Annotated in this window: 20 protein-coding genes; 18 read left to right on the top strand and 2 right to left on the bottom strand. The window is 63.1% G+C overall.

Translation table 11 applies throughout. The features are described from left to right. Nucleotides 1–21: 21 nt before the first annotated feature. The gene (locus tag HJB91_RS05625) at nucleotides 22–897 is read left to right on the top strand and encodes a GNAT family N-acetyltransferase (RefSeq protein ID WP_210629436.1); all 876 of its coding nucleotides are present in this window, start codon (nucleotides 22–24) and stop codon (nucleotides 895–897) included. A 202-nt stretch (nucleotides 898–1099) separates the two neighbouring features. On the opposite strand, the gene HJB91_RS05620 is transcribed toward HJB91_RS05625, so the two are convergent. Continuing rightward, nucleotides 1100–3382 (bottom strand): NADP-dependent malic enzyme, encoded by a 2283-nt coding sequence (locus tag HJB91_RS05620; RefSeq protein WP_221153698.1) that lies wholly within the window; start codon nucleotides 3380–3382, stop codon nucleotides 1100–1102. Nucleotides 3383–3495: 113 nt separating this feature from the next. On the opposite strand from HJB91_RS05620, the gene mutS reads away from it, so the two are divergent. From mutS to murJ, 4 genes are all read left to right on the top strand, one after another. Further along, nucleotides 3496–6222 (top strand): DNA mismatch repair protein MutS, encoded by a 2727-nt coding sequence (gene mutS / locus HJB91_RS05615; RefSeq protein WP_221153696.1) that lies wholly within the window; start codon nucleotides 3496–3498, stop codon nucleotides 6220–6222. 11 nt (nucleotides 6223–6233) lie between these two features. Continuing rightward, the gene (locus HJB91_RS05610; protein WP_210629439.1) at nucleotides 6234–6509 is read left to right on the top strand and encodes a hypothetical protein; all 276 of its coding nucleotides are present in this window, start codon (nucleotides 6234–6236) and stop codon (nucleotides 6507–6509) included. A 130-nt stretch (nucleotides 6510–6639) separates the two neighbouring features. Further along, nucleotides 6640–9543: a [protein-PII] uridylyltransferase gene (locus HJB91_RS05605; protein WP_221122720.1), complete on the top strand. Its 2904-nt coding sequence runs from the start codon at nucleotides 6640–6642 to the stop codon at nucleotides 9541–9543. Between the two features lie 10 nt (nucleotides 9544–9553). Continuing rightward, the gene (gene murJ / locus HJB91_RS05600; protein WP_221153694.1) at nucleotides 9554–11134 is read left to right on the top strand and encodes a murein biosynthesis integral membrane protein MurJ; all 1581 of its coding nucleotides are present in this window, start codon (nucleotides 9554–9556) and stop codon (nucleotides 11132–11134) included. Nucleotides 11135–11250: 116 nt separating this feature from the next. Here the strand turns inward: murJ and HJB91_RS05595 are convergent, their stop codons facing one another. Continuing rightward, on the bottom strand, nucleotides 11251–11679 hold the full coding sequence (locus HJB91_RS05595) for a D-Ala-D-Ala carboxypeptidase family metallohydrolase (protein ID WP_210629442.1): 429 nt from the start codon (nucleotides 11677–11679) through the stop codon (nucleotides 11251–11253). Nucleotides 11680–11864: 185 nt separating this feature from the next. On the opposite strand from HJB91_RS05595, the gene HJB91_RS05590 reads away from it, so the two are divergent. From HJB91_RS05590 to lnt, 13 genes are all read left to right on the top strand, one after another. After that, complete coding sequence (locus HJB91_RS05590; RefSeq protein ID WP_221153683.1) at nucleotides 11865–12272, top strand: VOC family protein; 408 nt, start codon at nucleotides 11865–11867, stop codon at nucleotides 12270–12272. 87 nt (nucleotides 12273–12359) lie between these two features. Next, on the top strand, nucleotides 12360–13424 hold the full coding sequence (trpS, locus tag HJB91_RS05585) for a tryptophan--tRNA ligase (RefSeq protein WP_210629444.1): 1065 nt from the start codon (nucleotides 12360–12362) through the stop codon (nucleotides 13422–13424). A 111-nt stretch (nucleotides 13425–13535) separates the two neighbouring features. Next, complete coding sequence (locus HJB91_RS05580) at nucleotides 13536–14027, top strand: universal stress protein (protein ID WP_011423764.1); 492 nt, start codon at nucleotides 13536–13538, stop codon at nucleotides 14025–14027. A 109-nt stretch (nucleotides 14028–14136) separates the two neighbouring features. Continuing rightward, the gene (locus HJB91_RS05575) at nucleotides 14137–14703 is read left to right on the top strand and encodes a NifU family protein (RefSeq protein ID WP_210629445.1); all 567 of its coding nucleotides are present in this window, start codon (nucleotides 14137–14139) and stop codon (nucleotides 14701–14703) included. Nucleotides 14704–14792: 89 nt separating this feature from the next. Then, nucleotides 14793–15455 (top strand): tRNA (adenosine(37)-N6)-threonylcarbamoyltransferase complex dimerization subunit type 1 TsaB, encoded by a 663-nt coding sequence (gene tsaB / locus HJB91_RS05570; protein WP_221124369.1) that lies wholly within the window; start codon nucleotides 14793–14795, stop codon nucleotides 15453–15455. A 2-nt stretch (nucleotides 15456–15457) separates the two neighbouring features. Continuing rightward, nucleotides 15458–15952 carry a GNAT family N-acetyltransferase gene (locus tag HJB91_RS05565; RefSeq protein ID WP_210629447.1) on the top strand — a complete coding sequence of 165 codons (495 nt, stop codon included), beginning with the start codon at nucleotides 15458–15460 and terminating at the stop codon, nucleotides 15950–15952. An 81-nt stretch (nucleotides 15953–16033) separates the two neighbouring features. Next, on the top strand, nucleotides 16034–16462 hold the full coding sequence (locus HJB91_RS05560; RefSeq protein ID WP_085776722.1) for a Fur family transcriptional regulator: 429 nt from the start codon (nucleotides 16034–16036) through the stop codon (nucleotides 16460–16462). A gap of 27 nt (nucleotides 16463–16489) precedes the next feature. Continuing rightward, nucleotides 16490–17287: a 1-acyl-sn-glycerol-3-phosphate acyltransferase gene (locus HJB91_RS05555; RefSeq protein ID WP_210629448.1), complete on the top strand. Its 798-nt coding sequence runs from the start codon at nucleotides 16490–16492 to the stop codon at nucleotides 17285–17287. A gap of 49 nt (nucleotides 17288–17336) precedes the next feature. After that, nucleotides 17337–18746 (top strand): tRNA (N6-isopentenyl adenosine(37)-C2)-methylthiotransferase MiaB, encoded by a 1410-nt coding sequence (gene miaB / locus HJB91_RS05550; RefSeq protein ID WP_221153681.1) that lies wholly within the window; start codon nucleotides 17337–17339, stop codon nucleotides 18744–18746. A gap of 18 nt (nucleotides 18747–18764) precedes the next feature. Continuing rightward, nucleotides 18765–19817, top strand: coding sequence for a PhoH family protein (locus HJB91_RS05545; RefSeq protein ID WP_064707756.1), 1053 nt, complete (start codon nucleotides 18765–18767; stop codon nucleotides 19815–19817). After that, nucleotides 19817–20332: an rRNA maturation RNase YbeY gene (ybeY, locus tag HJB91_RS05540; RefSeq protein WP_221153668.1), complete on the top strand. Its 516-nt coding sequence runs from the start codon at nucleotides 19817–19819 to the stop codon at nucleotides 20330–20332. The genes HJB91_RS05545 and ybeY overlap by 1 nt, the downstream gene beginning before the upstream one ends. After that, nucleotides 20329–21474 carry a hemolysin family protein gene (locus HJB91_RS05535; protein ID WP_210629451.1) on the top strand — a complete coding sequence of 382 codons (1146 nt, stop codon included), beginning with the start codon at nucleotides 20329–20331 and terminating at the stop codon, nucleotides 21472–21474. Before ybeY ends, HJB91_RS05535 begins: the two co-directional genes overlap by 4 nt. Before the next feature lie 111 nt (nucleotides 21475–21585). Further along, a complete protein-coding gene (gene lnt, locus HJB91_RS05530) occupies nucleotides 21586–23190 on the top strand; it encodes an apolipoprotein N-acyltransferase (protein WP_221122715.1) in 1605 nt (534 codons plus the stop codon). Nucleotides 23191–23195: the final 5 nt, after the last annotated feature.

Here is a 23195-nt window from a genome sequence, read left to right as displayed (position 1 = left end):
GCCGGCAACGGGAGAATCGCCATGTCCTCCATCGACATCCTGAATCACGACGTTACCGCGGAGGCTGCACGGCCGTCGGCGGCTGCGCAGAAAGACGGCGACATCCTCGGCCGGATCGGCAATCTCGAAACCCGCCTTGCCCGCACGGCACGTGAGATCGATGCGGCCCAGGCCGTGCGCTACCGCGTCTTCGTCGACGAGATGAAGGCGCAGCTGCCGCCGGAAGCCATGCGTCGCGAACGCGATTTCGATGCCTATGACGCTTTCTGCGACCATCTTCTCGTTCTCGACCGCTCGCTCGAGGGTGATCCGGAAGACCAGATCGTCGGCACCTATCGGCTGCTGCGCCAGGACGTCGCCATCGCCAATGGCGGTTTTTATTCGGCTTCCGAATTCGAAATCGAGAGCCTCCTCGTCAAGCATCCGGACAAGCGTTTCATGGAACTCGGACGCTCCTGTGTGCTGCCGGAATACCGCACCAAACGCACGGTCGAGCTTCTCTGGCAGGGCAACTGGGCTTATGCGCTGAAGCACGGCATGAGCGCGATGTTCGGCTGCGCCTCGTTTCCCGGCGTCTATCTCGAAAGCCACGCGCTGGCGCTGTCCTTCCTCTACCACAATGTGCTGGCGAAGGACGAGTGGGCCATCGGCGCACTGCCGCATCTCGCCCGCACCATGGACCTGATGCCGGCCGAGGCCGTCAACCCGAAACGGGCGCTGATGGCCCTGCCGCCGCTGATCAAGGGCTATCTGCGTCTCGGCGCGATGGTCGGCTCCAGCGCGGTCATCGATCATGCCTTCAACACGACCGACGTACTGATCGTGCTGCCGATCTCCAGCATTTCCGACCGTTACCTGAACTACTACGGCGCCGACGCCGGCCGCTTCGCAAGCTGATCGCTTCGTGGCACTGCCGTCTGGTAGGCTCAATGGCTGCCTCCACTGTAACCCTCTCCCCGTAATGACGGGGAGAGTGGACGTACCCTATGATAGACCTGCGAGGAACTGAGAGGTCGCGGCACGGTGCCGGCAGGCGGATGAGGGGCTGATTCGCCGAACTCCCCGGTCACTGAATAGCTCGCTGTGCGAGCAGATGGCCTTATGATCCGCCATAGGCGGCAATCGCCGCCATGTTGACGATGTCGCTGTCCTTGGCGCCCATCGAGGTGATCTGCACCGGCTTGTCGAGGCCGACGAGGATCGGGCCGATCACGGTGGAGCCACCGAGTTCCTGCAGCATCTTCGTCGAGATCGAGGCCGAGTGGAAGGCCGGCATGACGAGGACATTGGCGGGGCCGGAGAGCCGGCAGAACGGATATTGCTCCATCACCTTGCGGTTCAGCGCCACATCGGCCGCCATCTCGCCGTCATATTCGAAATCGACGCGCCGCCGGTCAAGGATCTTCACCGCTTCGCGCACCCGCTCGGACCGTTCGCCGGAGGGATGGCCGAAGGTGGAATAGGCAAGCAAGGCGACGCGCGGCTGATAACCCATGCGCCGTGCGAGACCGGCGGCCTCTTCGGCGATATCGGCAAGCTCTTCGGACGTCGGCATATCATGCACGGCCGTATCGGCGACGAAGACGGTGCGGCCGCGGCAGAGCGCCAGCGACACGCCGATGACACGGTGGCCGGGCTTCTCGTCGATGCAGCGGCGTATATCCTCGAGCGCGGTGGAATAGTTGCGGGTGATGCCCGTCACCATGCCGTCGGCGTCGCCGAGCGCCACCATGGTGGCGGCGAAGTGGTTGCGGTCATTGTGGATCAGGCGCTGAGCATCGCGATGGAGATAACCGCGCCGCTGCAGCCGGGCATAGAGATAATCGATATAGGCCTCGACGCGGGTCGAGATACGGGCGTTGACGATCTCAAGGCCCGGCCGGTTGAGATCGATGCCGGCGCGCTCCGCCGTCGCCCGGATCAGGTCCTCGCGGCCGAGCAGGATGGCGGTGCCGAGCTGCTGGTTGGCGTAGGACATGGCGGCGCGCAGGACCTGTTCTTCTTCGGCCTCGGCAAAGACGATCCGCTTCGGGCGGCGGCGGACACGTTCGTAGAGGCTGGCAAGCGTCGAGGCGATCGGATCGCGGCGCGCCGAGAGCTCGCGGGCGTAGCCGGCCATGTCGGTGATCACCTTGCGGGCGACGCCGCTTTCGATCGCGGCCTCAGCGACCGCCACCGGGATTGCCGAGATCAGGCGCGGATCGAAGGGAACGGGAATGATGTATTGCGGCCCGAAACGTGGGCGGTTGCCCTGGTAGGCGGCGACGACATCATCGGGCACGTCCTCACGGGCAAGGTTTGCCAGCGCCTTGACTGCGGCGATCTTCATCGCGTCGTTGATGGTGGAGGCGCGCACATCGAGGGCGCCGCGGAAGATATAGGGAAAACCGAGGACGTTGTTGACCTGGTTCGGATAATCGGAACGCCCCGTCGCCATGATGGCGTCGTCGCGGAGGCGGGCGACCTCCTCCGGGGTGATCTCGGGATCGGGATTGGCCATGGCGAAGATGATCGGCCGATCGGCCATCGAGCGGATCATCTCGGCCGAGAAGGCGCCTTTCTGCGACAGACCGAAAATGACGTCGGCGCCGTTCATCGCCTCTTTCAGCGTGCGCGCGTCAGTCGTTGCCGCATGCGCCGATTTCCACTGGTTCATGCCCTCGGTGCGGCCCTGATAGATGACGCCCTTGGTATCGCAAAGGATGACGTTTTCGGGTGCAAAACCCATCGCCTTGATGAGTTCGACGCAGGCGATCGCCGCAGCGCCGGCGCCGTTGCAGACGAGCTTAGTCGTCTTCAGGTCGCGGCCGGTCAGTTCGAGCGCGTTGATCAGGCCGGCGGCGGCGATGATCGCGGTGCCATGCTGGTCGTCGTGGAAGACGGGAATGTCCATCAGCTCGCGCAGCCGGCTCTCGATGACGAAGCAATCCGGCGCCTTGATATCCTCGAGATTGATGCCGCCGAAGGAGGGGCCGAGGAAGCGCACGCAGTTGATGAACTCGTCGACATTTTCCGTATCGATCTCGAGGTCGATGGAATCGACATCGGCGAAGCGTTTGAACAGCACCGACTTGCCTTCCATGACCGGCTTGGAGGCAAGCGCGCCGAGGTTGCCGAGGCCGAGGATCGCCGTCCCGTTCGATATGACGGCGACCATATTGCCGCGTGCGGTATAGTCATAGGCGGTCTGCGGATCGGCGGCGATCGCCTTGACCGGGACGGCGACGCCCGGGGAATAGGCGAGCGAGAGATCGCGTTGCGTTGCCATCGGCTTGGTCGGGTTGATCTCCAGCTTGCCGGGGCGGCCCATGGCGTGAAAATCAAGCGCCTCCTGATCGGTCACCGAGGTCACCGGTCGGTCCTTCTTGTCGATATCGGGCATAAATCCTCCAACGTCCTGTGGGCGACGCTTCGCTCTTCCTCAAATGCAGTTGTCATCTATAGCGGCGCGCGGATAGGGTTGGCACCTGTTTTTTTGGGAAAAACTGCACCTCCGTGAACGCACGTATAGACATTGGGAATGAAGCCTTTTCGGCTGCCGAGCTCGCCACGGCGGAAAGCCGCGCCTCGGCGACGCCGATGATGGAGCAATATATCGAGATCAAGGCGAACAATCCGGGTTCGCTGCTGTTCTATCGCATGGGCGATTTCTACGAACTGTTCTTCGAGGATGCGCTGGAAGCCTCCCGCGCGCTCGGCATCACGCTGACGAAGCGCGGCCAGCACATGGGTCAGGATATCCCGATGTGCGGCGTGCCGGTGCATGCGGCCGACGACTATCTGCAGAAGCTGATTTCGCTCGGCTTCCGCGTCGCCGTCTGCGAACAGATCGAGGATCCGGCCGAGGCCAAGAAACGCGGCGCCAAATCGGTCGTCAAACGCGACGTGATCCGTCTCGTCACGCCCGGCACGCTCACCGAGGAGAAGCTGCTCTCGCCTTCGGAATCGAACTATCTGATGGCGCTTGCCCGCATCCGCGGCGGCGGCGAACCGCAGCTGGCGCTCGCCTGGATCGATATTTCCACAGGCGTCTTCCGGCTTGCCGAGACGGAAAGCGCGCGGCTGCTGGCCGACATCCTGCGCATCGATCCGCGCGAATTGATCCTGCCCGACACGATCTTCCACGATGCCGAGCTCAAGCCGGTCTTCGACGTGCTTGGCCGCACGGCGGTTCCACAGCCTTCCGTGCTCTTCGACAGCGCCAGCGCCGAAGGCCGGATCGCGCGCTATTTCGGCGTCTCGACCCTCGACGGCTTCGGCAGCTTCTCGCGCGCCGAGCTGGCGGCGGCCGCAGCCGCCGTCGCCTATGTCGAGAAGACGCAGATCGCCGAACGGCCGCCGCTTGGCAGGCCGGAGCGGGAAAGTGCCGCGTCGACGCTCTTCATCGACCCGGCCACCCGCGCCAACCTGGAGCTTGCCCGAACGCTCTCCGGAGATCGCAATGGTTCGCTGCTGAAGGCGATCGACCGCACCGTCACCGGCGGCGGCGCGCGACTTCTCGCCGAACGGCTGATGTCGCCGCTCACCGACCCCGCCCGCATCAATGCGCGGCTCGATTCGATCGGCTTCCTGATCGAAGAGCCCGCGCTCTGCGGCAAGCTCCGCGACACGCTGAAACATGTGCCCGACATGCCGCGCGCGCTCTCCCGCCTGGCGCTCGACCGCGGCGGACCGCGCGATCTCTGGGCAATTCGCCAGGGCCTGCAAGCGGCCGGCGGACTTGCCGATCTGCTTGCAAGCGCGATGCTGCCGGAAGAGCTTGATCAAGCGCTCTCCGGGCTGCAAGCCCTTCCGGCGGGCCTCGAAACCCTGCTTGCCGAGACGCTCGCCGATGAATTGCCGCTGTTGAAACGCGATGGCGGTTTCCTGCGCGACGGCGCCAGCGCCGAGCTTGACGAGGTCCGGGCGCTGCGCGATCAGTCGCGCCGCGTCATCGCCGGGCTGCAATTGCAATATGCCGAAGAAACCGGCATCCGGTCGCTGAAGATCAAGCACAACAATATCCTCGGCTATTTCATCGAGGTGACCGCCGGCAACGCCGCTCCGATGACGGACACGGCCGAAGCGAAGGCCCGCTTCATCCATCGCCAGACGATGGCAAGCGCCATGCGATTCACCACGACCGAACTTGCCGATCTCGAAAGCCGCATCGCCAACGCAGCCGACCGGGCGCTCGCGATCGAACTCGAAGCCTTCGACAGGATGACGGCAGCCGTCGTGGCGCAGGCCGAAGCGATCAAGGCGGGCGCGCGGGCGCTTGCGGTGATCGACGTCGCCGCAGGCCTGGCGCTGCTCACCGAAGAGCAGGCCTATTGCCGGCCGCAGGTCGACGGCTCGAAGATGTTTGCGATCGAGGGCGGGCGCCATCCGGTCGTCGAACAGGCGCTGCGCCGCCAGGCGGGCGGCCCCTTCGTCGCCAACAATTGCGATCTGTCGCCGAAAACGGGCGACAAGGACGGGGCGATCTGGCTGCTCACCGGCCCGAATATGGGCGGTAAATCGACGTTCCTGCGTCAGAACGCGTTGATTGCGATCCTGGCGCAGATGGGTTCCTTCGTGCCGGCGACATCGGCCCATATCGGCATCGTCGACCGGCTGTTCTCCCGCGTCGGCGCCTCCGACGATCTGGCGCGCGGGCGCTCGACCTTCATGGTCGAGATGGTGGAAACGGCTGCTATCCTCAACCAGGCGAGCGACCGCTCGCTCGTGATCCTCGACGAGATCGGCCGTGGCACCGCCACTTTCGACGGGCTGTCGATCGCCTGGGCCGCCGTCGAGCACCTGCATGAGGCCAATCGCTGCCGCGGCCTCTTCGCCACGCATTTCCATGAGTTGACCGTGCTGTCGGAAAAGCTTGGCCGGCTATCGAACGCGACGATGCGTGTCAAGGAATGGGACGGCGACGTGATCTTCCTGCACGAGGTCGGGCCGGGTGCCGCCGACCGCTCCTACGGCATCCAGGTCGCTAGGCTTGCCGGGCTACCGGCCTCGGTCGTGTCGCGGGCCCGCGACGTGCTCACCCGCCTCGAAGATGCCGACCGCAAGAACCCGGCGAGCCAGCTGATCGACGACCTGCCGCTCTTCCAGGTGGCGGTGCGCCGCGAGGACACTGCCCGCGGCCCCTCCAAGGTCGAGGAGACGCTGAAGGCGATGAGCCTCGACGACATGACGCCGCGCGAGGCGCTTGATGCGCTTTACGATCTCAAGAAAAAGCTGAAATAGGAGCGCAGCCGATGTTCATGGCGAAGCTGGTCCGCGAAACCGAGCGCCTCTCGCTCATCTGCTCCATGCTCGACACGATGCGGCGCGCCGACAAAGACCGCAACGCGCGCGGCTGGACATCGCCGATCGGCCTGCTGAAAATCACCCGCTCCTGCGCTATGATCTCTGAACTTGGAACGTCGATCGCTAAGGCGGGCTACCGCGAGTGCGACAGGGCGACGCTCGAGGAGATCCAGCGCGAGACCCGGCAGGTGCTGTATTCGCTGCATGCGCAGATCGCAGACTAGGCTTTAGGGAAAGGCCGCCGCTTGCGGCAAAGCGTCCCGCATCGCAGCATGGCAACACCATTTCGCCAAATTTAAAGGTTCTTGCAATATGAAGGCCCGTGTCAATCGCCGGGCAAAGAGGTTATAGCGCATGCAGACGAAACGTGAGGCGAGCCCCGATCAGGCAGCCCGGCATGGACAGGAAACCACCCCTGTGAGCGCGACGCGCAACCTCGATTTCTCGGAGATCCTCGACACCGAGCTCTTGCAGACGCAGTGCGACGCCGTTGCCGAAGCCAATCGGAACCGGCCCGACATCATGCGCGCCGATCTTCTCGCGGCGCTGAAAAAGGCGAGCGCGGACGGCCGGCAGAAGGCGCGCGCAGCCCTTGCCGCCGACGGCAGCGGTCTTAATTGCGCCTTTCGGATATCCTGGCTGCAGGACCAGATCATCACCGTCCTCTACAATTTCGCCACTGCCCATATTTTTCCGCTGCAGAAGGACAAGTTCGCCGTCACCGCCGTCGGCGGCTACGGCCGCGACACGCTGGCACCGGGCTCCGATATCGACCTGCTCTTCCTCTTCCCGCCGCGGCCTTCGGAGGAGACGCACAAGGCGGTCGAATTCATGCTCTACGTGCTCTGGGACATGGGCTTCAAAGTCGGCCACGCCACCCGCACGGTGGAAGAATGCATCGCGCTTTCCAAATCCGACATGACGATCCGTACCGCGATCCTCGAGATGCGCTATATCTGCGGCCTGCAGCGGCTGGAAACCGAGCTCGAGGCCCGTTTCGACAAGGAGATCGTCACCGGAACCGGCCCCGAATTCATCGCCGCCAAACTGGCCGAGCGCGACGAGCGCCACCGCAAGGCGGGCGACACGCGTTACCTCGTCGAGCCGAACGTCAAGGAAGGCAAGGGCGGGCTTCGAGACCTGCACACGCTGTTCTGGATCTCGAAATATTACTACCACGTGCGCGACCAGGCGGAGCTGATCAAGCTCGGCGTCTTGTCAAAACACGAATATCGCCTGCTTGAGAAAGCCGACGATTTTCTCTGGGCGGTGCGCTGCCATATGCACTTCCTGACAGGCAAGGCCGAGGAGCGCCTGTCCTTCGACATCCAGCGCGAGATCGCCGAAGCCTTCGGGTATCACACCCGCCCGGGCCTTTCGGCGGTCGAGCGTTTCATGAAGCACTATTTCCTCGTGGCCAAGGACGTCGGCGATCTCACACGCATCCTGTGCGCCGCGCTCGAAGACCAGCAGGCGAAGTCGATCCCGGGCCTCACCGGCGTCATCAGCCGCTTTACCCATCGCACCCGCAAAATCGCCGGCAGCGTCGAATTCGTCGAAGACCGCGGCCGCATCGCTCTCGCCGACGCCGATGTCTTCAAGCGCGATCCGGTCAGCATCCTCCGGCTCTTTCACGTCGCCGACATCAACGGGCTGGAATTCCATCCGGATGCGCTGAAACGCGTCACCCGTTCGCTCGCGCTGATCGACAACAGCTTACGGGAAAACGACGAAGCGAACCGCCTCTTCATGTCGATCCTGACGTCGAAGCGCGACCCGGCGCTGATTTTGCGCCGGATGAACGAGGCCGGCGTGCTCGGCCGCTTCATCCCCGATTTCGGCAAGATCGTCGCGATGATGCAGTTCAACATGTATCACCACTACACCGTCGACGAGCATCTGATCCGCACCGTCGACGTTCTCTCCGAGATCGACAAGGGACGCGCCGAGGATCTGCATCCGCTTGCCAACAAGCTGATCTCGAACATCGAGGATCGCGAGGCGCTCTACGTCGCCGTTCTGCTCCACGACATCGCCAAGGGCCGCCAGGAGGATCACTCGATCGCCGGCGCCCGCGTCGCCCGCAAGCTCTGCGCCCGCTTCGGACTGTCGCAGAAGCAGACGGAACTCGTCGTCTGGCTGATCGAGGAACATCTGACGATGTCGATGGTGGCGCAGACCCGCGACCTCACCGATCGCAAGACCATTATCGACTTTGCCGACCGCGTACAGTCACTCGACCGGCTGAAGATGCTTCTGATCCTGACGATCTGCGATATTCGCGCCGTCGGGCCCGGCGTCTGGAACGGCTGGAAGGGCCAGTTGCTGCGCACGCTCTATTACGAAACCGAGTTGCTGCTGGCCGGCGGCTTTTCGGAGGTCTCCCGCAAGGAGCGGGCCAATGCCGCCGCCGAGGCGCTGCGCGGCGCCCTTTCCGCCTGGAGCCAGAAGGACCGCAACACCTATACGAAGCTGCATTACCAGCCCTACCTGCTGTCCGTGCCGTTGGAAGACCAGCTCCGCCACGCCGACTTCATCCGCCAGGCTGACAAGGCGGGCCAGGCGCTCGCCACCATGGTGCGCACCGACAGTTTCCACGCCATCACTGAAATCACAGTGCTGTCGCCCGACCATCCCAGACTGCTCGCCGTCATTGCCGGCGCCTGTGCTGCGGCCGGCGCCAACATCGTCGACGCACAGATCTTCACGACCTCGGATGGACGGGCGCTCGATACGATCCATGTCAGCCGTGAATTTTCCGACGACGCCGACGAGCTTCGCCGCGCCGGCACGATCGGGCGGATGATCGAGGATGTACTGGCCGGCCGCAAGCGCCTGCCCGAGGTCATCGCCACGCGCACGCGCAACCGCAAGAAAAGCAAGGCTTTCGACATTCCGCCCTCGGTCAACATCACCAACAGCCTGTCGAACAAGTTCACGGTCATCGAGGTCGAATGCCTCGACCGGCCGGGCCTGCTGTCGGAGATCACCGCCGTGCTCTCCGATCTGTCGCTCGACATCCAGTCGGCGCGCATCACCACCTTCGGCGAGAAGGTGATCGACACCTTCTACGTCACCGATCTCGTGGGTCAGAAAATATCGGGCGACAGCAAGCGCGCCAATATCACCGCCCGCATGAAGGCCGTGATGGCAGAGGAGCAGGACGAGCTGCGCGAGCGCATGCCCTCCGGCATCATCGCGCCCGCCGCCACCCGAACATCGCCCGCCGCCGAAAAGAAAGCCGATTCCCCCGCATGAGCCCCAAAGCATGAGCCTCGTCAAGAAATTCGCGACCGTCGGCGGCGCCACTCTCGGCAGCCGGATCTTCGGGTTCGCCCGTGAAACGCTGATGGCGGCGGCGCTCGGCACCGGACCGATGGCCGACGTCTTCTACGCTGCTTTCCGTTTTCCGAACCTCTTCCGGCGGTTGTTTGCCGAAGGCGCCTTCAATGCCGCCTTCGTGCCGCTCTTTGCCAAGGAAATCGAGGCGAACGGCACGGACGGCGCCAAGCGCTTTTCGGAAGAAGTCTTCGGCGTCTTGTTTTCGGTGCTGCTCCTCATCACCATTGTGATGGAGCTTGCCATGCCGCTCTTGGTGCGCTTCATCATCGCGCCGGGTTTTGCCGACGATGCCGAGAAATTCTCGATCACGATCCGCATGGCGGCGGTGATGTTTCCCTATCTGATGTGCATGTCGCTGACGGCGATGATGAGCGGCATGCTGAATTCGCTGCATCATTTCTTCGCCGCCGCCATCGCCCCCGTCTTCCTCAACGTGGTGATGATCGGGGCGCTGTTTTATTCGCTCTATACCGGCGCCGATCCGCTCGCGACGGCCTGGTATCTCTCCTGGGGCGTTCTTGCCGCCGGGGTGCTGCAGCTCGCCGTCGTCTATGTCGGCGTGCTGGCGGCCGGCATGAGCATCAGCCTGCGCTTCCCGAAAATGACTGCGAATGTCAAGCGGCTGCTGATCCTCGCCGTGCCGGCCGCCGTCACCGGCGGCATTACCCAGATCAACCAGCTGATCGGCCAGGCGATCGCCTCCTCCCGCGACGGCGCGATTGCCGCCTTGCAATATGCCGACCGCATCTATCAGCTGCCGCTCGGCGTCGTCGGCGTCGCTGTCGGCGTCGTGCTGCTGCCGGAGCTCGCCCGGGCACTGAAGGGCGGGGCGCTACGCGAAGCGGCAAACCTGCAGAACCGCTCGATCGAATTCGTGCTGTTCCTGACCATCCCCGCCGCTTTCGCGCTCTGGATCCTCTCCGACGAGATCATCCGCGTGCTCTACGAGCGCGGCGCCTTCCATCAGGAGAACACCGCGGTGGTCGGCTCGATCCTGGCGATCTACGGCATCGGCCTGCCCGCCTTCGTGCTGATCAAGGCGCTGCAGCCGGGCTTTTATGCCCGCGAGGACACCAAGACGCCGATGCGCTTCTCGGCCATCGCGGTGGGAACCAACTGCGCGACGGCGCTGACCCTTTTTCCCTTTATGGGCGCGCCCGGCATCGCCGTCGCCGAAGCCACAGCCGGCTGGATCAGCACGCTGCTGCTGTTCACCACGCTTCTGCGCCGCGGCCATCTGACATGGGAATGGGCGTTGGCAAAACGCGCCGCCCTGCTGATCGTCGCCTCGGCCGTCATGGGCGCGGCAATCGTCTTCCTCAAGCACTATTGGGCGCCATGGCTCGCCTCCGGCGCGCCGCTTCTGAGCAAGGTCGGTACGCTGGGGCTGCTGATCGCAATCGCCATGCTCATCTATTTCGCCGCCGCCTTCCTGATCGGCGGGGCGGATCTTGGCATGATAAGGCGCAACCTCAACCGCAAGCCGGTGCCGGCGAAGGACGTGTGAAACGAGGGAAATTGGCGAAACCTGCCCCTCACCCGGCTGCCGCCACCGACGGCTTTGGGCGGGTCCGAACCGGACAGCTCTTGCACAAGGCCGAGCCGCACGTTTCTCAAATTGCTTTAACAATCGACCCATCGTCGTTGCGGGCCGACATCGACATGAATGATGCCGTTGCAATAGCTGCCGATGCCGCCGATGCCTGGAGCTGTCCTGGCGGCAGCAATGATTGTTCGTTCCGAGAGGCCGGGCACCCGGATATCGGCCGCCAGGCATTTTCCATGCAGGGAGCCATGACGGCGGGGATGCGGCCGGAGGCCGGAGGTGACGATCGGGCGGCGTCCGGTCTTTGCGGCGATATGCGAGAGGATCGCTCGCAGACGCTCTGGAAAACAGCCGGCGCGCACGCTGACGGTCTGGACCGCATAGGCGAGACGCGCCTCATGCGTGGGAAGATGAATGGCCGGTCTCTTGCTGTCTTGACCGACGGCGCCGGTTGCGGATTGTAGGGCGAAAAGGCCTGCCATGGCGAGCAAACTGACGTTCTGCATGGTCCCTCCGGGCGGTTAGCTGGCGATCGTTGGACTGGCCAGCGCGGCCGAGGATTCTCAGTTCAATAAAAGCTTTTCTGTGAAATTTTATACTCAATTTTAACTAATGGCGCTGATCAATTCGGCTTAAAAGTGAGCTTCATTCGCGTCCTAGGTGGAATAAACATCCAAACATGGGAGATCACATGACGCTTCAGTCTCTTTTTCTCGTCACGCTCGTCGTCGACGATTACGACCGCGCCAAGGGCTTTTATTGCGGCACCCTCGGTTTCGATTGCCTTCAGGACGAGCCCCAGCCGGGGGGCAAACGCTGGGTGGTGGTGAAGCCGAAAGGCGGGGATGGCGCCGCCTTTCTGCTGGCGCAGGCGGCCAACGAGGCGCAGCGCGCGGCGATCGGCAACCAGACGGGTGGCCGCGTCGGCTTCTTCCTGAAGACCGACGATTTCGCTCGCGATCATGCCGCCATGCTCGGCGCCGGCGTGCGTTTTCTCGAGCAGCCCAGACATGAGGTTTACGGTACGGTCGCGGTCTTTGCGGATCCTTACGGCAACACCTTCGACCTGATCCAGCATGCCGCAGCCCGAACCTCTTGATTGCGATCGGCCGCCCGTGCATAAGCCGCGGCGTTAGCAACATAGGCGAGAAGCCTTGGGGCCCTCCACCAGCCTATTGAGGACGACATGAGCGAATTCAAGAAACTCGTATTCTCCGGCGTACAGCCGACCGGCAATCTGCATCTCGGCAATTATCTCGGTGCGATCCGCCGGTTCGTGGCGCTGCAGGAAGGCAACGACTGCATCTACTGCGTCGTCGACATGCATGCGCTCACCGCCCAGCTGGTGCACGAGGACATGCCGAGCCAGACGCGCTCGATCGCCGCCGCCTTCATCGCCGCCGGCATCGATCCGGAAAAACATATCGTTTTCAACCAGTCGGCTGTGCCGCAGCACGCGGAACTCGCCTGGATCTTCAACTGTGTCGCCCGCATCGGCTGGATGAACCGCATGACGCAGTTCAAGGACAAGGCTGGCAAGGACCGCGAGCAGGCCTCGCTCGGCCTTTACGCCTATCCGAGCCTGATGGCCGCCGACATTCTCGTCTATCGCGCCACTCATGTGCCGGTTGGCGAGGACCAGAAGCAGCATCTGGAGCTTGCCCGCGACATCGCGATGAAGTTCAACCTCGATTATGCCGAGCATATTCGCAAGAGCGGCTACGGCATCGACATCACCGTCGGCGACGAGCCGGTGCATGCCTATTTCCCGATGGTCGAACCGCTGATCGGCGGACCGGCGCCGCGCGTCATGTCGCTGCGCGACGGCACCAAAAAAATGTCGAAATCCGATCCCTCCGACCTTTCGCGCATCAATCTGATGGACGACGAGGACGCGATCTCGAAGAAGATCCGCAAGGCCAAGACCGATCCGGACGGTTTGCCGAGCGAGGTTGACGGGTTGCAGGGCCGTCCGGAAGCCGACAATCTGGTGGCGATCTATGCCGCGCTCGCCGACAAATCGAAGGCGGAGGTACTGGCCGACTTTGGCGGCCAGCAGTTCTCCGTCTTCAAGCCGGCACTGGTCGATCTCGCCATCCATGTGCTGGCGCCGATCACCGGCGAGATGCGCCGGCTGATGGACGATACCAGCCATATCGACGCGATCCTGCGCAAGGGCGGCGAACGGGCGAGAGCCCGCGCCGAAGTAACGATGAGCCAAGTACGCGACGTCATCGGCTTCCTCTACTGAGGCAGATCTCTTCTTCTGCCTTCTTGGGGGAGAAGAGGATCTCCGTCAGAGCGAGAGGCGCCAGAAAACTGCGCTTGCAATTTTTCCGCTTCGGGTGTCAGAGTCCGCCCCATGGTATCGAAGCGACTCTCACGGCTCGAAGGCCACCGCCGCAAATTCATGGCGGTGATCGACGGGACACCCGAATGCCAGCGCGCCGTTCATTATGCCGGCCGGCGCGCGAAGAATTCCAATGGCGGCCTGGTGCTGCTCTATGTGATCCCCAACGGCGATTTCCAGCAATGGCTCGGCGTCGAGGAGATCATGCGGGCCGAGGCGCGCGAGGAAGCCGAGGCAACCGTTGCCAAGATCGCGCAGATCGTGCGCGAGACGATCGGCATCGAGCCTGAGGTCGTCATCCGTGAAGGCAGTGCCGCCGAGCAGATCAACGCCGTGATCGAGGAAGACCGCGATGTGGCGATCCTCGTTCTTGCCGCCGGCTCGGCAAAAGAAGGTCCGGGACCGCTTGTTTCGTCGGTCGCCGGACGCGCGGCGGCGTTTCCGATCCCCGTTACCGTCCTGCCGGATACGCTGACCAACGAGGAAATCGACGCCCTCTGCTGAGCCTATTTCTTGAGTGCAAGTCTCTTGATTAGATCAGGCAATGGGCTTATCTTCTTTTGAAGAATTCTAAAGACGGCCGAGGTCTCGAGCCTGTCACATGGAGAGCCAGATGTTCATTCAGACCGAAGCCACGCCGAACCCCGCCACACAGAAGTTCCTGCCAGGCAAGGTCGTCATGGAAAACGGCACCGCCGAATTCCGCAGCGCCGAAGAGGCTGAAGCCTCGCCGCTCGCCGCCCGACTGTTCGATATTCCCGGTGTGACCGGTGTCTATTTCGGCTATGATTTCATTTCCGTCTCCAAGGACAACGCCGAATGGCAGCATCTTAAGCCGGCTATCCTTGGCTCGATCATGGAGCATTTCATGTCCGGCAAGCCGGTCATGGGGGATGCTTCCATCCTTTCCGAGGATGCCGATGCCGGCGACGAGTTCTTTGATGAAGCCGATGAATCGATCGTGCTGACCATCAAGGAGCTTCTGGAGACCCGCGTGCGCCCGGCCGTCGCCCAGGACGGCGGCGACATCACCTTCCGCGGCTTCAAGGACGGCAAGGTCTATCTGAACATGAAAGGCTCCTGCTCCGGCTGCCCGTCTTCGACGGCGACGCTGAAGCACGGCGTCCAGAACCTGCTGCGCCATTTCGTTCCCGAAGTGCAGGAAGTGATTGCCGCTTAAGAATTTCGAATTCGCTCCGGCCGTTCATCTCAGGTTCGGCCGGACGGTTTATGGTTAGGCGACAAACAGTTTATTCGGAAATTGATGGCATGATCGTTCTGGCGCTCGACACGGCAGGTGTGGATTGCGCTGCCGCCATTTATGACAGCGGCAGGAATACGGTGCTGGGGGAGGCATCGGACATGATCGGCAAGGGGCATGCTGAACATCTGATCGGTATCGTCGATCGCGTGCTGGATCAGGCGGGAGTGACACTTTCTCAGATCAACCGCGTTGCCGTCACGATCGGCCCCGGCTCCTTTACCGGTATCCGCGTCGGCGTTGCCGCAGCCCGCGGTTTTGCGCTTTCCCTCAATGTGCCCGTCGTCGGCGTCACCACGCTCGAGGTGATGGCCGCCGCCCAGCGTGAGAAGACGCCCGGCCGCGCCGTGCTGGCGGCGATGGACGCCAAGCGGGACGAAATCTATCTCCAGTCCTTCGCAGCCGATGGTTCCCCGCTCGATCAGCCGCGGGCGGCAAGCGTCGCCGAGGCCCAGGCTTTAGCGGCCGGCTTCGACGGTGAAATCACCGGTTCGGCAACGCCGCTCCTGAAGGCCAGCGCCGGTGGCGATCACCCCAACGTCTTTCCGATTTCGATTGTCGCGCGTCTGGGGGCTGCCGCCCCTGTCGATGCCGGAAAGCCCAAGCCCCTTTATCTGCGCGGACCGGATGCCAAGCCGCAGGCCGGATATGCGATTGCGCGACGAGTGTGACCATGCTGGAAGCCTATCTGACGCTGAAGCCGGAATTTGAAATCATCGCCATGGAGCGCGAGGATTGCCGCGACGTCGCCGTCCTGCATGGCGAGCGTTTCGCCCGGCCCTGGGGCGACGGCGAATTCCACAGCCTGCTGTCGCAGGAGACTGTTTTCGGCTTCGTCGCGCGCCAGACCAATGCCATCCTGAAAAAGCCGCTTCCCGGCTTTATCCTTGCCCGCCAAGTCGCCGGCGAGGCCGAGATCCTGACGATTGCCGTGCAGGCGAAGGTCGCCCGTGCCGGGCTGGGCTGGCGGCTGATGCAGGCGGCGATGCGCGAGGCGCGGGCGCGTGGCGGCGAGAGCATGTTTCTCGAGGTCGACAGCGGCAATACGGCGGCGCTCGGCCTATACCGCAAGCTCGGCTTTGAAAAGGTCGGCGAGCGCCAGGGCTACTACAAGCAGGAAAACGGCGCCCGTTCCACGGCGCTTGTCATGAAGCGCGTTCTTCGATAGTTCCCTGCAGAGCATGACATGCGGACCGGCGCAAACGCCGTGCAGGCATTGTGAAAACGCGATTATTTTTGAAGGCGGGCCATGACCGACGTAGCCAAGACCCTCGAGGAGCTTTGCGCCGAACGTGGCATGCGCATGACCGAGCAGCGCCGCGTGATCGCGCGCATCCTCGAAGAGTCGGAAGACCATCCTGACGTCGAAGAGCTTTACCGCCGTTCCGTGAAGGTCGATGCGAAGATCTCGATCTCCACGGTCTATCGCACCGTCAAATTGTTCGAGGATGCCGGCATCATCGCCCGCCACGACTTCCGCGACGGGCGCTCGCGCTACGAAACGGTGCCGGAAGAGCATCATGACCACCTGATCGACCTGAAGACCGGCACGGTCATCGAATTCCGTTCGCCTGAGATCGAGGCGCTGCAGGAGCGCATCGCCCGCGAGCACGGCTTCCAGCTGGTCGACCACCGCCTGGAGCTCTACGGCATTCCGTTGAAGAAGGAAGATCTCTGAAGCGATGGCAGCCCGGGAGTGCCGCATTTGATTGCCTGGCTGCGCATTGCCTTCGCTGCGGTCGTCATCCTTGCCGTCAGCATCGTGCTCATGCCGCTGCAGGTCTTGGCCCTGCGTTTCGATTGGCGGCTGCGCCGTAGTCTTCCGCGCGTCTGGCACCGTATCATCTGTTATTGTCTCGGCCTCCGCGTCCGGGTGACAGGCAGGCTGGAAGACCGCCGACCGCTGATGCTCTGCTCCAACCATTCGTCCTGGCTCGACATCATGGTGATGTCGGCCGTCGCCGACGTCGCCTTCATCGCCAAGATCGAAGTCGCCGATTGGCCGATCTTCGGCACCCTCGCCAAGCTGCAGAAGAGCGTGTTCGTCGTGCGCGAGGAGAGGCGCAAGACCGGCCATCAGGCAAATGAAATCGCCGGGCGCATGGCCGACGGCGAGATTGTCGTGCTCTTCCCCGAGGGCACGACCTCGGACGGCAACCGGTTGCTGGAGGTCAAGTCGTCGCTGTTCGGCGCTGCCGCGATGGCGGTGCCTTATTCGCCGACGGGAACCGTCGTGGTGCAGCCGGTGGCCGTTGCTTATACCAGAGTGCACGGCCTTCCGATGGGACGCTACCACCGGCCGCTTGCCGCCTGGCCGGGGGATATCGAGCTCCTGCCGCATCTGATCGACATTCTCAGATGCGGCGCCATCGACGCGGAAATTTCCTTCGGCGAGGCGGTGGAATACCGCGCCGACAGCAATCGCAAGGAGGTAAGCGCGACGATCGCCTCGCGCATCCGCAGCCTTCTCATCACAAGCCTGCGCGGTCGCGATATCGGCTAAGCCGAGAGGTCTCTTTTCTCGGGCGGCAAAAAACACTAAATAGCGCGCCATGACACAGGATAACGCCCTTCTTCAGGCCCCGGAGGTTTCTCTCCGCGACGGCAGCAACAGCCGCAAGGTCTTCATCAAGACCTATGGCTGCCAGATGAACGTCTATGATTCCACGCGCATGAGCGATGCGCTTGCCCGCGACGGCTACGAACCGACCGAAGACATGGAACAGGCGGATCTCGTTCTGCTCAACACCTGTCATATAAGAGAGAAGGCGGCGGAGAAGGTCTATTCGGCGCTCGGGCGGCTGCGCGAGATGAAAAAGAAAAAGGCCGCCGACGGCCGGGAGATGATGATCGGCGTTGCCGGCTGCGTCGCCCAGGCCGAAGGCGAAGAGATTCTGCGCCGCGCGCCCGCCGTCGATGTCGTCATCGGGCCGCAGACCTATCACCGCCTGCCGGAGGCGCTGCGCCGGGCCAAAGAGGGCCAGCGTGTCGTCGATACGGAATATGCGATCGAGGACAAGTTCGAGCACCTGCCGCTCGCCGAGAGCCGCAAGATCCGCGCCCGCGGCGTCACCGCCTTCCTGACGGTGCAGGAGGGCTGCGACAAGTTCTGCACCTTCTGCGTCGTGCCCTATACGCGCGGCTCGGAAGTGTCGCGGCCGGTTTCGCAGATCGTCGAGGAGGCTGAAAAGCTCGTCGAAGCCGGAGTGCGCGAAATCACCCTGCTCGGCCAGAACGTCAACGCCTGGCATGGCGCCGGACCGCGCGGCGAGGCGTGGAGCCTCGGCGACCTCCTCTACCGCCTTGCCGAGATCCCCGGCCTGGCGCGGCTGCGTTACACCACAAGCCATCCGCGCGACATGGACGACCGGCTGATCGAGGCGCATCGCGACCTCAGGGCGCTGATGCCCTACCTGCACCTGCCGGTGCAATCGGGCTCCGACCGTGTCCTGAAGGCGATGAACCGGCGTCATACGGCGGCCGAATATCTCAGTCTGATAGAGCGCATCCGCGCCGTGCGCCCGGACATCGCGCTGTCGGGCGATTTCATCACCGGTTTTCCGGGGGAGACAGACACGGATTTTGCGGATACACTCAGACTTGTGGAGGAGGTGCGCTATGCGCAGGCCTTCTCGTTCAAATACTCGACTCGGCCGGGCACACCCGGCGCGGAACTGAAGGACCAGGTGCCGGAAGAGATCAAGGCAGAACGGCTGGAACGCCTGCAAGCGCTTCTTTTGAAGCAGCAGCAGGAGTTTGCCGAATCCTGCATCGGCAAGGAGATCGATCTGCTGCTCGAAAAACCCGGCCGCATGCCGGGCCAGCTGATCGGACGTTCTCCCTGGCTTCAATCCGTGAATGTTGATGCAAAAGCATCGCAAATCGGTGACATTATCAAAGTGCGAATCACCGGAACCGGAACGAACAGCCTGTTTGCCGAACGCGCAGAGGCTGCGGTCTAACCCAAGGAGCCCGACCGCTTGAACGGACAAGAATTGGTTTCTTCTTCACCGCGCCACCCCCGCACGCCGAGCGACACCAATCACTTCGTCCTGACGTTCGAGAACAATCGGTTCGCCAGCGAACTCTTCGGCCAGTTCGACCAGAACCTCAAGCTGCTCGAGGAGCGGCTGAACATCGATGCGCGGGCGCGCGGCAATTCCGTCGTCATATCGGGCGATGTCGTGACCACCAATCAGGCACGGCGCACGCTCGATTATCTCTATGAAAAGCTTCAGAAAGGCGGCAGCGTGGAACGATCCGACGTCGAGGGCGCAATCCGCATGGCGGTCGCCGCCGACGATCAGCTCAGCCTTCCCACCATGGAGCGCAAGGCCAAGCTGACAATGGCGCAGATTTCGACGCGCAAGAAGACGATCATCGCCCGCACGCCGACGCAGGACGCCTATATCAGGGCGCTGGAGCGCGCCGAACTCGTCTTCGGCGTCGGCCCGGCCGGCACCGGCAAGACATATCTCGCCGTTGCCCATGCCGCCCAGATGCTCGAGCGCGGCGCGGTCGAAAAGATCATCCTGTCGCGCCCGGCCGTCGAGGCCGGGGAGCGCCTCGGCTTCCTGCCAGGCGACATGAAGGAAAAGGTCGATCCCTATCTTCGCCCGCTCTATGATGCGCTCTACGACATGATCCCGGCCGACAAGGTCGATCGGGCGATCACCGCCGGCGTCATTGAAATCGCCCCGCTCGCCTTCATGCGCGGCCGCACGCTCGCCAACGCCGCCATCATCCTCGACGAAGCGCAGAATACGACATCGATGCAGATGAAGATGTTCCTGACGCGTCTCGGCGAAAATGCCCGCATGATCGTCACCGGCGACCCGAGCCAGATCGACCTGCCGCGGGGCGTCAAATCCGGCCTCGTCGAGGCCCTGGAGCTGCTGAACGGCGTCGAGGGCATCTCGATCGTGCGCTTCAAGGACACCGACGTCGTGCGCCATCCGCTGGTCGGCCGCATCGTCAGAGCCTATGACGCCACCTATCTTGTCGAAGCCGAAGACGTCGGTCGGCAGGACTGATGGCCGAACTCGATATCCAGATCAGCATCGAGGACATCGGCTGGCCCGGCGAGGAAACGCTGCTGGTTTTTTGCGAGCGCGTGCTCGGGGCCGCCGCGGTCTATCTCAGCGACAATGAGAAGCAGCCCTTTCCGAAGATGCCGCCGGAAGTTTCGCTGGTCTTTACCGACGATGCCTCGATCCAGGACATCAATGCCGAATGGCGCGGCAAGGACAAGCCGACCAATGTCCTCTCCTTCCCGGCCTTTCCGGTTGAGCGCGGCAATATGCCCGGGCCGATGCTCGGCGACATCATCATCGCCCGGGAGACGGTGGAGCGGGAAGCCCAGGAACTCGACAAGAGCTTCGACGACCACCTGACCCATCTTCTGGTGCACGGTTTCTTGCATCTTCTCGGCTACGACCATATGAATAATGCCGAAGCCGAAATTATGGAGGGGCTGGAGACTCGCATTTTGGCGCAGCTCGGCCTATCTGATCCCTACGAGGGTCAAGACCTTAAAATGGAACCATGAGCGACTTTACGACGAAGCCGGCGACAGACGCCAAGGACTCCGAATCATCATCTTCTTCGGATGAGGTAGGCAGTAGTAGTCGGCCATCCGGCCGATCCCAATCCTTCTGGTCGCGCGCCGCCCGCATTCTCCGCCCGCAGCAGGGCTCGCGACTGCGCGAGGATCTTGCCGACGCGCTGATGACCGATGCGGCCGGCGACGACGCTTTTTCGCCCGACGAACGGGCGATGCTGCACAATATCCTGCGCTTTCGCGAGGTGCGCGTCGCCGACGTGATGGTGCCGCGCGCCGATATCGAGGCGGTGGACCAAAATATCACCATCGGCGAACTGATGATCCTTTTCGAGGAATCCGGCCGCTCGCGCATGCCTGTTTATGCCGATACGCTCGACGACCCGCGCGGCATGGTGCATATCCGCGACCTGCTCTCCTATGTCGCCAAGCAGGCGCGCAACAAGCGCCGCGGCCCGGCAAAGCCGGCCGCTGCAGCGCCGGCGATCGACGTCGCGCCGGAGAACATCCAGAAGCCGCCGCGCTCGACCAAGCCGAATTTCGATCTTGCCCGGGTCGACCTGCAGAAGACGCTGGCCGAGGCCGGCATCATCCGCAAGATCCTGTTCGTGCCGCCGTCGATGCTGGCCTCCGACCTGCTGCGCCGGATGCAGGTGAACCGTACGCAAATGGCGCTCGTCATCGACGAGTATGGCGGCACCGACGGGCTCGCCTCCCATGAGGACATCGTCGAAATGGTGGTCGGCGACATCGACGACGAACATGACGACGAAGAGGTGATGTTTAAGCGCGTTGCCGAAGACGTTTTCGTCGCCGACGCCCGTGTCGAACTGGAAGAGATCGCCGAAGCGATCGGACCGGATTTCGACATCAGCGAACAGGTCGACGAAGTCGACACGCTGGGCGGGCTGATCTTCTCCGCGCTCGGCCGCATCCCCGTTCGCGGCGAAGTGGTCCAGGCTCTGCCGAACTTCGAATTCCATATTCTCGACGCCGATCCGCGCCGCATCAAGCGGCTGCGCATCACCCGCAAGCGCCACGCGATCCGCCGCCGCGCCAAGGAGGCTGGCGACATCACGCCGGGATCCGAGACCGGCGACGACCGGCCGGCCGAATCGACCACCAACTAGGCATCGGTGCGAAAGTCGGAATCGCCTTTCGGGCCGACGCGGAAACAGGACAAAGAGCCGCTTTTTTGAAAGACTGCGAATGGGTTGATTCGCGGTTTGATGGGAGTGCGCATGGAGCGGCTTGCGGACAGGGTTATCCTCGTCTGGGGGTTAAAACGGTCGTTGCTGGCCGTCGCCGCTGGAGCATTCGCCGCTCTGGCGCTGCCGCCTTTCGGTTTTTTCGCGGCGATGTTTCTCTCCTTCACGCTGCTCGTCTGGCTGCTCGACGGGGCGGCGGCTTCTCCTGAAAGCGGCCTGATCGGCAGGCTATGGCCGGCCTTTGCCGTCGGCTGGCTGTTCGGCTTCGGCTATTTCGTCGCCGGCCTTTGGTGGATCGGCCATGCCTTGCTGGTCGATTCGGCGGAATTTGCCTGGGCACTGCCCCTGGCAGTCCTCGGACTGCCGGCCGGCCTTGCGGTCTTCTACGGGCTGGCGACTGCACTTGCCCGGATCGTCTGGTCCGACGGCATGGGACGGATCGCCGCGCTGGCGGCCGGCTTCGGCCTGATGGAATGGCTTCGAAGCATGATCCTCACCGGCTTTCCCTGGAATGCCATCGGCTACGGCCTGATGCCCGTTCCGCTGATGATGCAGTCGGCGCATGTGATCGGTGCGATGGGGGTGACTGCACTTGCCGTCTTCGTCTTTTCCGCCCCGGCGCTGATCGGAACGCGACAGGGCGCGAAGTCGGGAATTGCGCTCGCCGCCCTGCTGTTTGCCGCCCACCTCGGTTACGGCGCCTATGCCGTCCATCTGGCGCCGCGGCCGCAGCCCTTGCCCGAGGACAAGCGTCCGGTGGTGCGGCTGGTGCAGCCGGCCATCGACCAGGCGGCGAAGATGGACAACGACGCCGACCGCAATGCGATCTTCGAGACCCATCTGAAGCTTTCCGCCGAAGCGCCCAGGAATGGCGGCCGCAAACCCAACATTATCGTCTGGCCGGAAACCTCGATCCCCTTCATCCTCACCGACAACCAGGATGCGCTGACGCGGATCGCCGATACGCTCGACGACGACCAGGTTCTGATCGCCGGCGCGGTGCGCGCCGAGGAGATGGGGCCTGGCACACCGGTGCGCTACTACAATTCCATCTATGTGATCGACGGCCGCGGCCAGATCATCGCCGCCTCCGACAAGGTGCATCTCGTGCCTTTCGGCGAATATCTGCCCTTCGAGGACATCCTCACCGAACTCGGCATCCAGAACGTCGTCGAGATACCGGGCGGCTTTTCGGCCGCCGCAAGCCGGCACCTGCTGGCGTTGCCCGGCGGTCTCAATCTCTACCCGCTGATCTGCTACGAGATCATCTTTCCGGGCGAAATGACCGGCGACATCGTGGATGCCAACGCGCTCCTCAACCTCACCAACGATGCCTGGTTCGGCATCACGCCCGGGCCCTACCAGCATTTCCAGCAGGCGCGTGTTCGAGCAATCGAGTCAGGCCTGCCGCTGATTCGCGACGCCAACAACGGCATTTCGGCAATCGTGAACGCGCATGGGGAAATCATCGCGGGCCTCGATCTTGGTGAGACTGGCTTCATTGATGCAACTGTTGATGGGCTCGGCAATGGGTTCGGAACCACATACCCCCGTGAGACATACTTCTGGTTGACCGAAGCACTGTTGATGTTGATTGCGCTAATTTCACGCGGAAGTTTTATTTTAGGGTTGAATTGACCAAA

Source organism: Rhizobium sp. NLR10b, from assembly GCF_019685435.1.
Lineage (GTDB): Bacteria > Pseudomonadota > Alphaproteobacteria > Rhizobiales > Rhizobiaceae > Rhizobium.
This window is presented reverse-complemented; position numbering and strand designations above follow the sequence as displayed.

What these genes read in the sequence shown, in the direction of transcription:
- ybeY (WP_221153668.1), top strand. Translation starts at nt 19,817, where the DNA reads ATGGCCGAACTCGATATCCAGATCAGCATCGAGGACATCGGCTGGCCC.
- HJB91_RS05595 (WP_210629442.1), bottom strand. Translation starts at nt 11,679, where the DNA reads ATGCAGAACGTCAGTTTGCTCGCCATGGCAGGCCTTTTCGCCCTACAA.
- miaB (WP_221153681.1), top strand. Translation starts at nt 17,337, where the DNA reads ATGACACAGGATAACGCCCTTCTTCAGGCCCCGGAGGTTTCTCTCCGC.
- HJB91_RS05565 (WP_210629447.1), top strand. Translation starts at nt 15,458, where the DNA reads ATGCTGGAAGCCTATCTGACGCTGAAGCCGGAATTTGAAATCATCGCC.
- HJB91_RS05580 (WP_011423764.1), top strand. Translation starts at nt 13,536, where the DNA reads ATGGTATCGAAGCGACTCTCACGGCTCGAAGGCCACCGCCGCAAATTC.
- HJB91_RS05620 (WP_221153698.1), bottom strand. Translation starts at nt 3,382, where the DNA reads ATGCCCGATATCGACAAGAAGGACCGACCGGTGACCTCGGTGACCGAT.
- HJB91_RS05575 (WP_210629445.1), top strand. Translation starts at nt 14,137, where the DNA reads ATGTTCATTCAGACCGAAGCCACGCCGAACCCCGCCACACAGAAGTTC.
- HJB91_RS05590 (WP_221153683.1), top strand. Translation starts at nt 11,865, where the DNA reads ATGACGCTTCAGTCTCTTTTTCTCGTCACGCTCGTCGTCGACGATTAC.
- HJB91_RS05535 (WP_210629451.1), top strand. Translation starts at nt 20,329, where the DNA reads ATGAGCGACTTTACGACGAAGCCGGCGACAGACGCCAAGGACTCCGAA.
- lnt (WP_221122715.1), top strand. Translation starts at nt 21,586, where the DNA reads ATGGAGCGGCTTGCGGACAGGGTTATCCTCGTCTGGGGGTTAAAACGG.
- HJB91_RS05560 (WP_085776722.1), top strand. Translation starts at nt 16,034, where the DNA reads ATGACCGACGTAGCCAAGACCCTCGAGGAGCTTTGCGCCGAACGTGGC.
- HJB91_RS05625 (WP_210629436.1), top strand. Translation starts at nt 22, where the DNA reads ATGTCCTCCATCGACATCCTGAATCACGACGTTACCGCGGAGGCTGCA.
- murJ (WP_221153694.1), top strand. Translation starts at nt 9,554, where the DNA reads ATGAGCCTCGTCAAGAAATTCGCGACCGTCGGCGGCGCCACTCTCGGC.
- HJB91_RS05605 (WP_221122720.1), top strand. Translation starts at nt 6,640, where the DNA reads ATGCAGACGAAACGTGAGGCGAGCCCCGATCAGGCAGCCCGGCATGGA.
- tsaB (WP_221124369.1), top strand. Translation starts at nt 14,793, where the DNA reads ATGATCGTTCTGGCGCTCGACACGGCAGGTGTGGATTGCGCTGCCGCC.
- HJB91_RS05610 (WP_210629439.1), top strand. Translation starts at nt 6,234, where the DNA reads ATGTTCATGGCGAAGCTGGTCCGCGAAACCGAGCGCCTCTCGCTCATC.
- trpS (WP_210629444.1), top strand. Translation starts at nt 12,360, where the DNA reads ATGAGCGAATTCAAGAAACTCGTATTCTCCGGCGTACAGCCGACCGGC.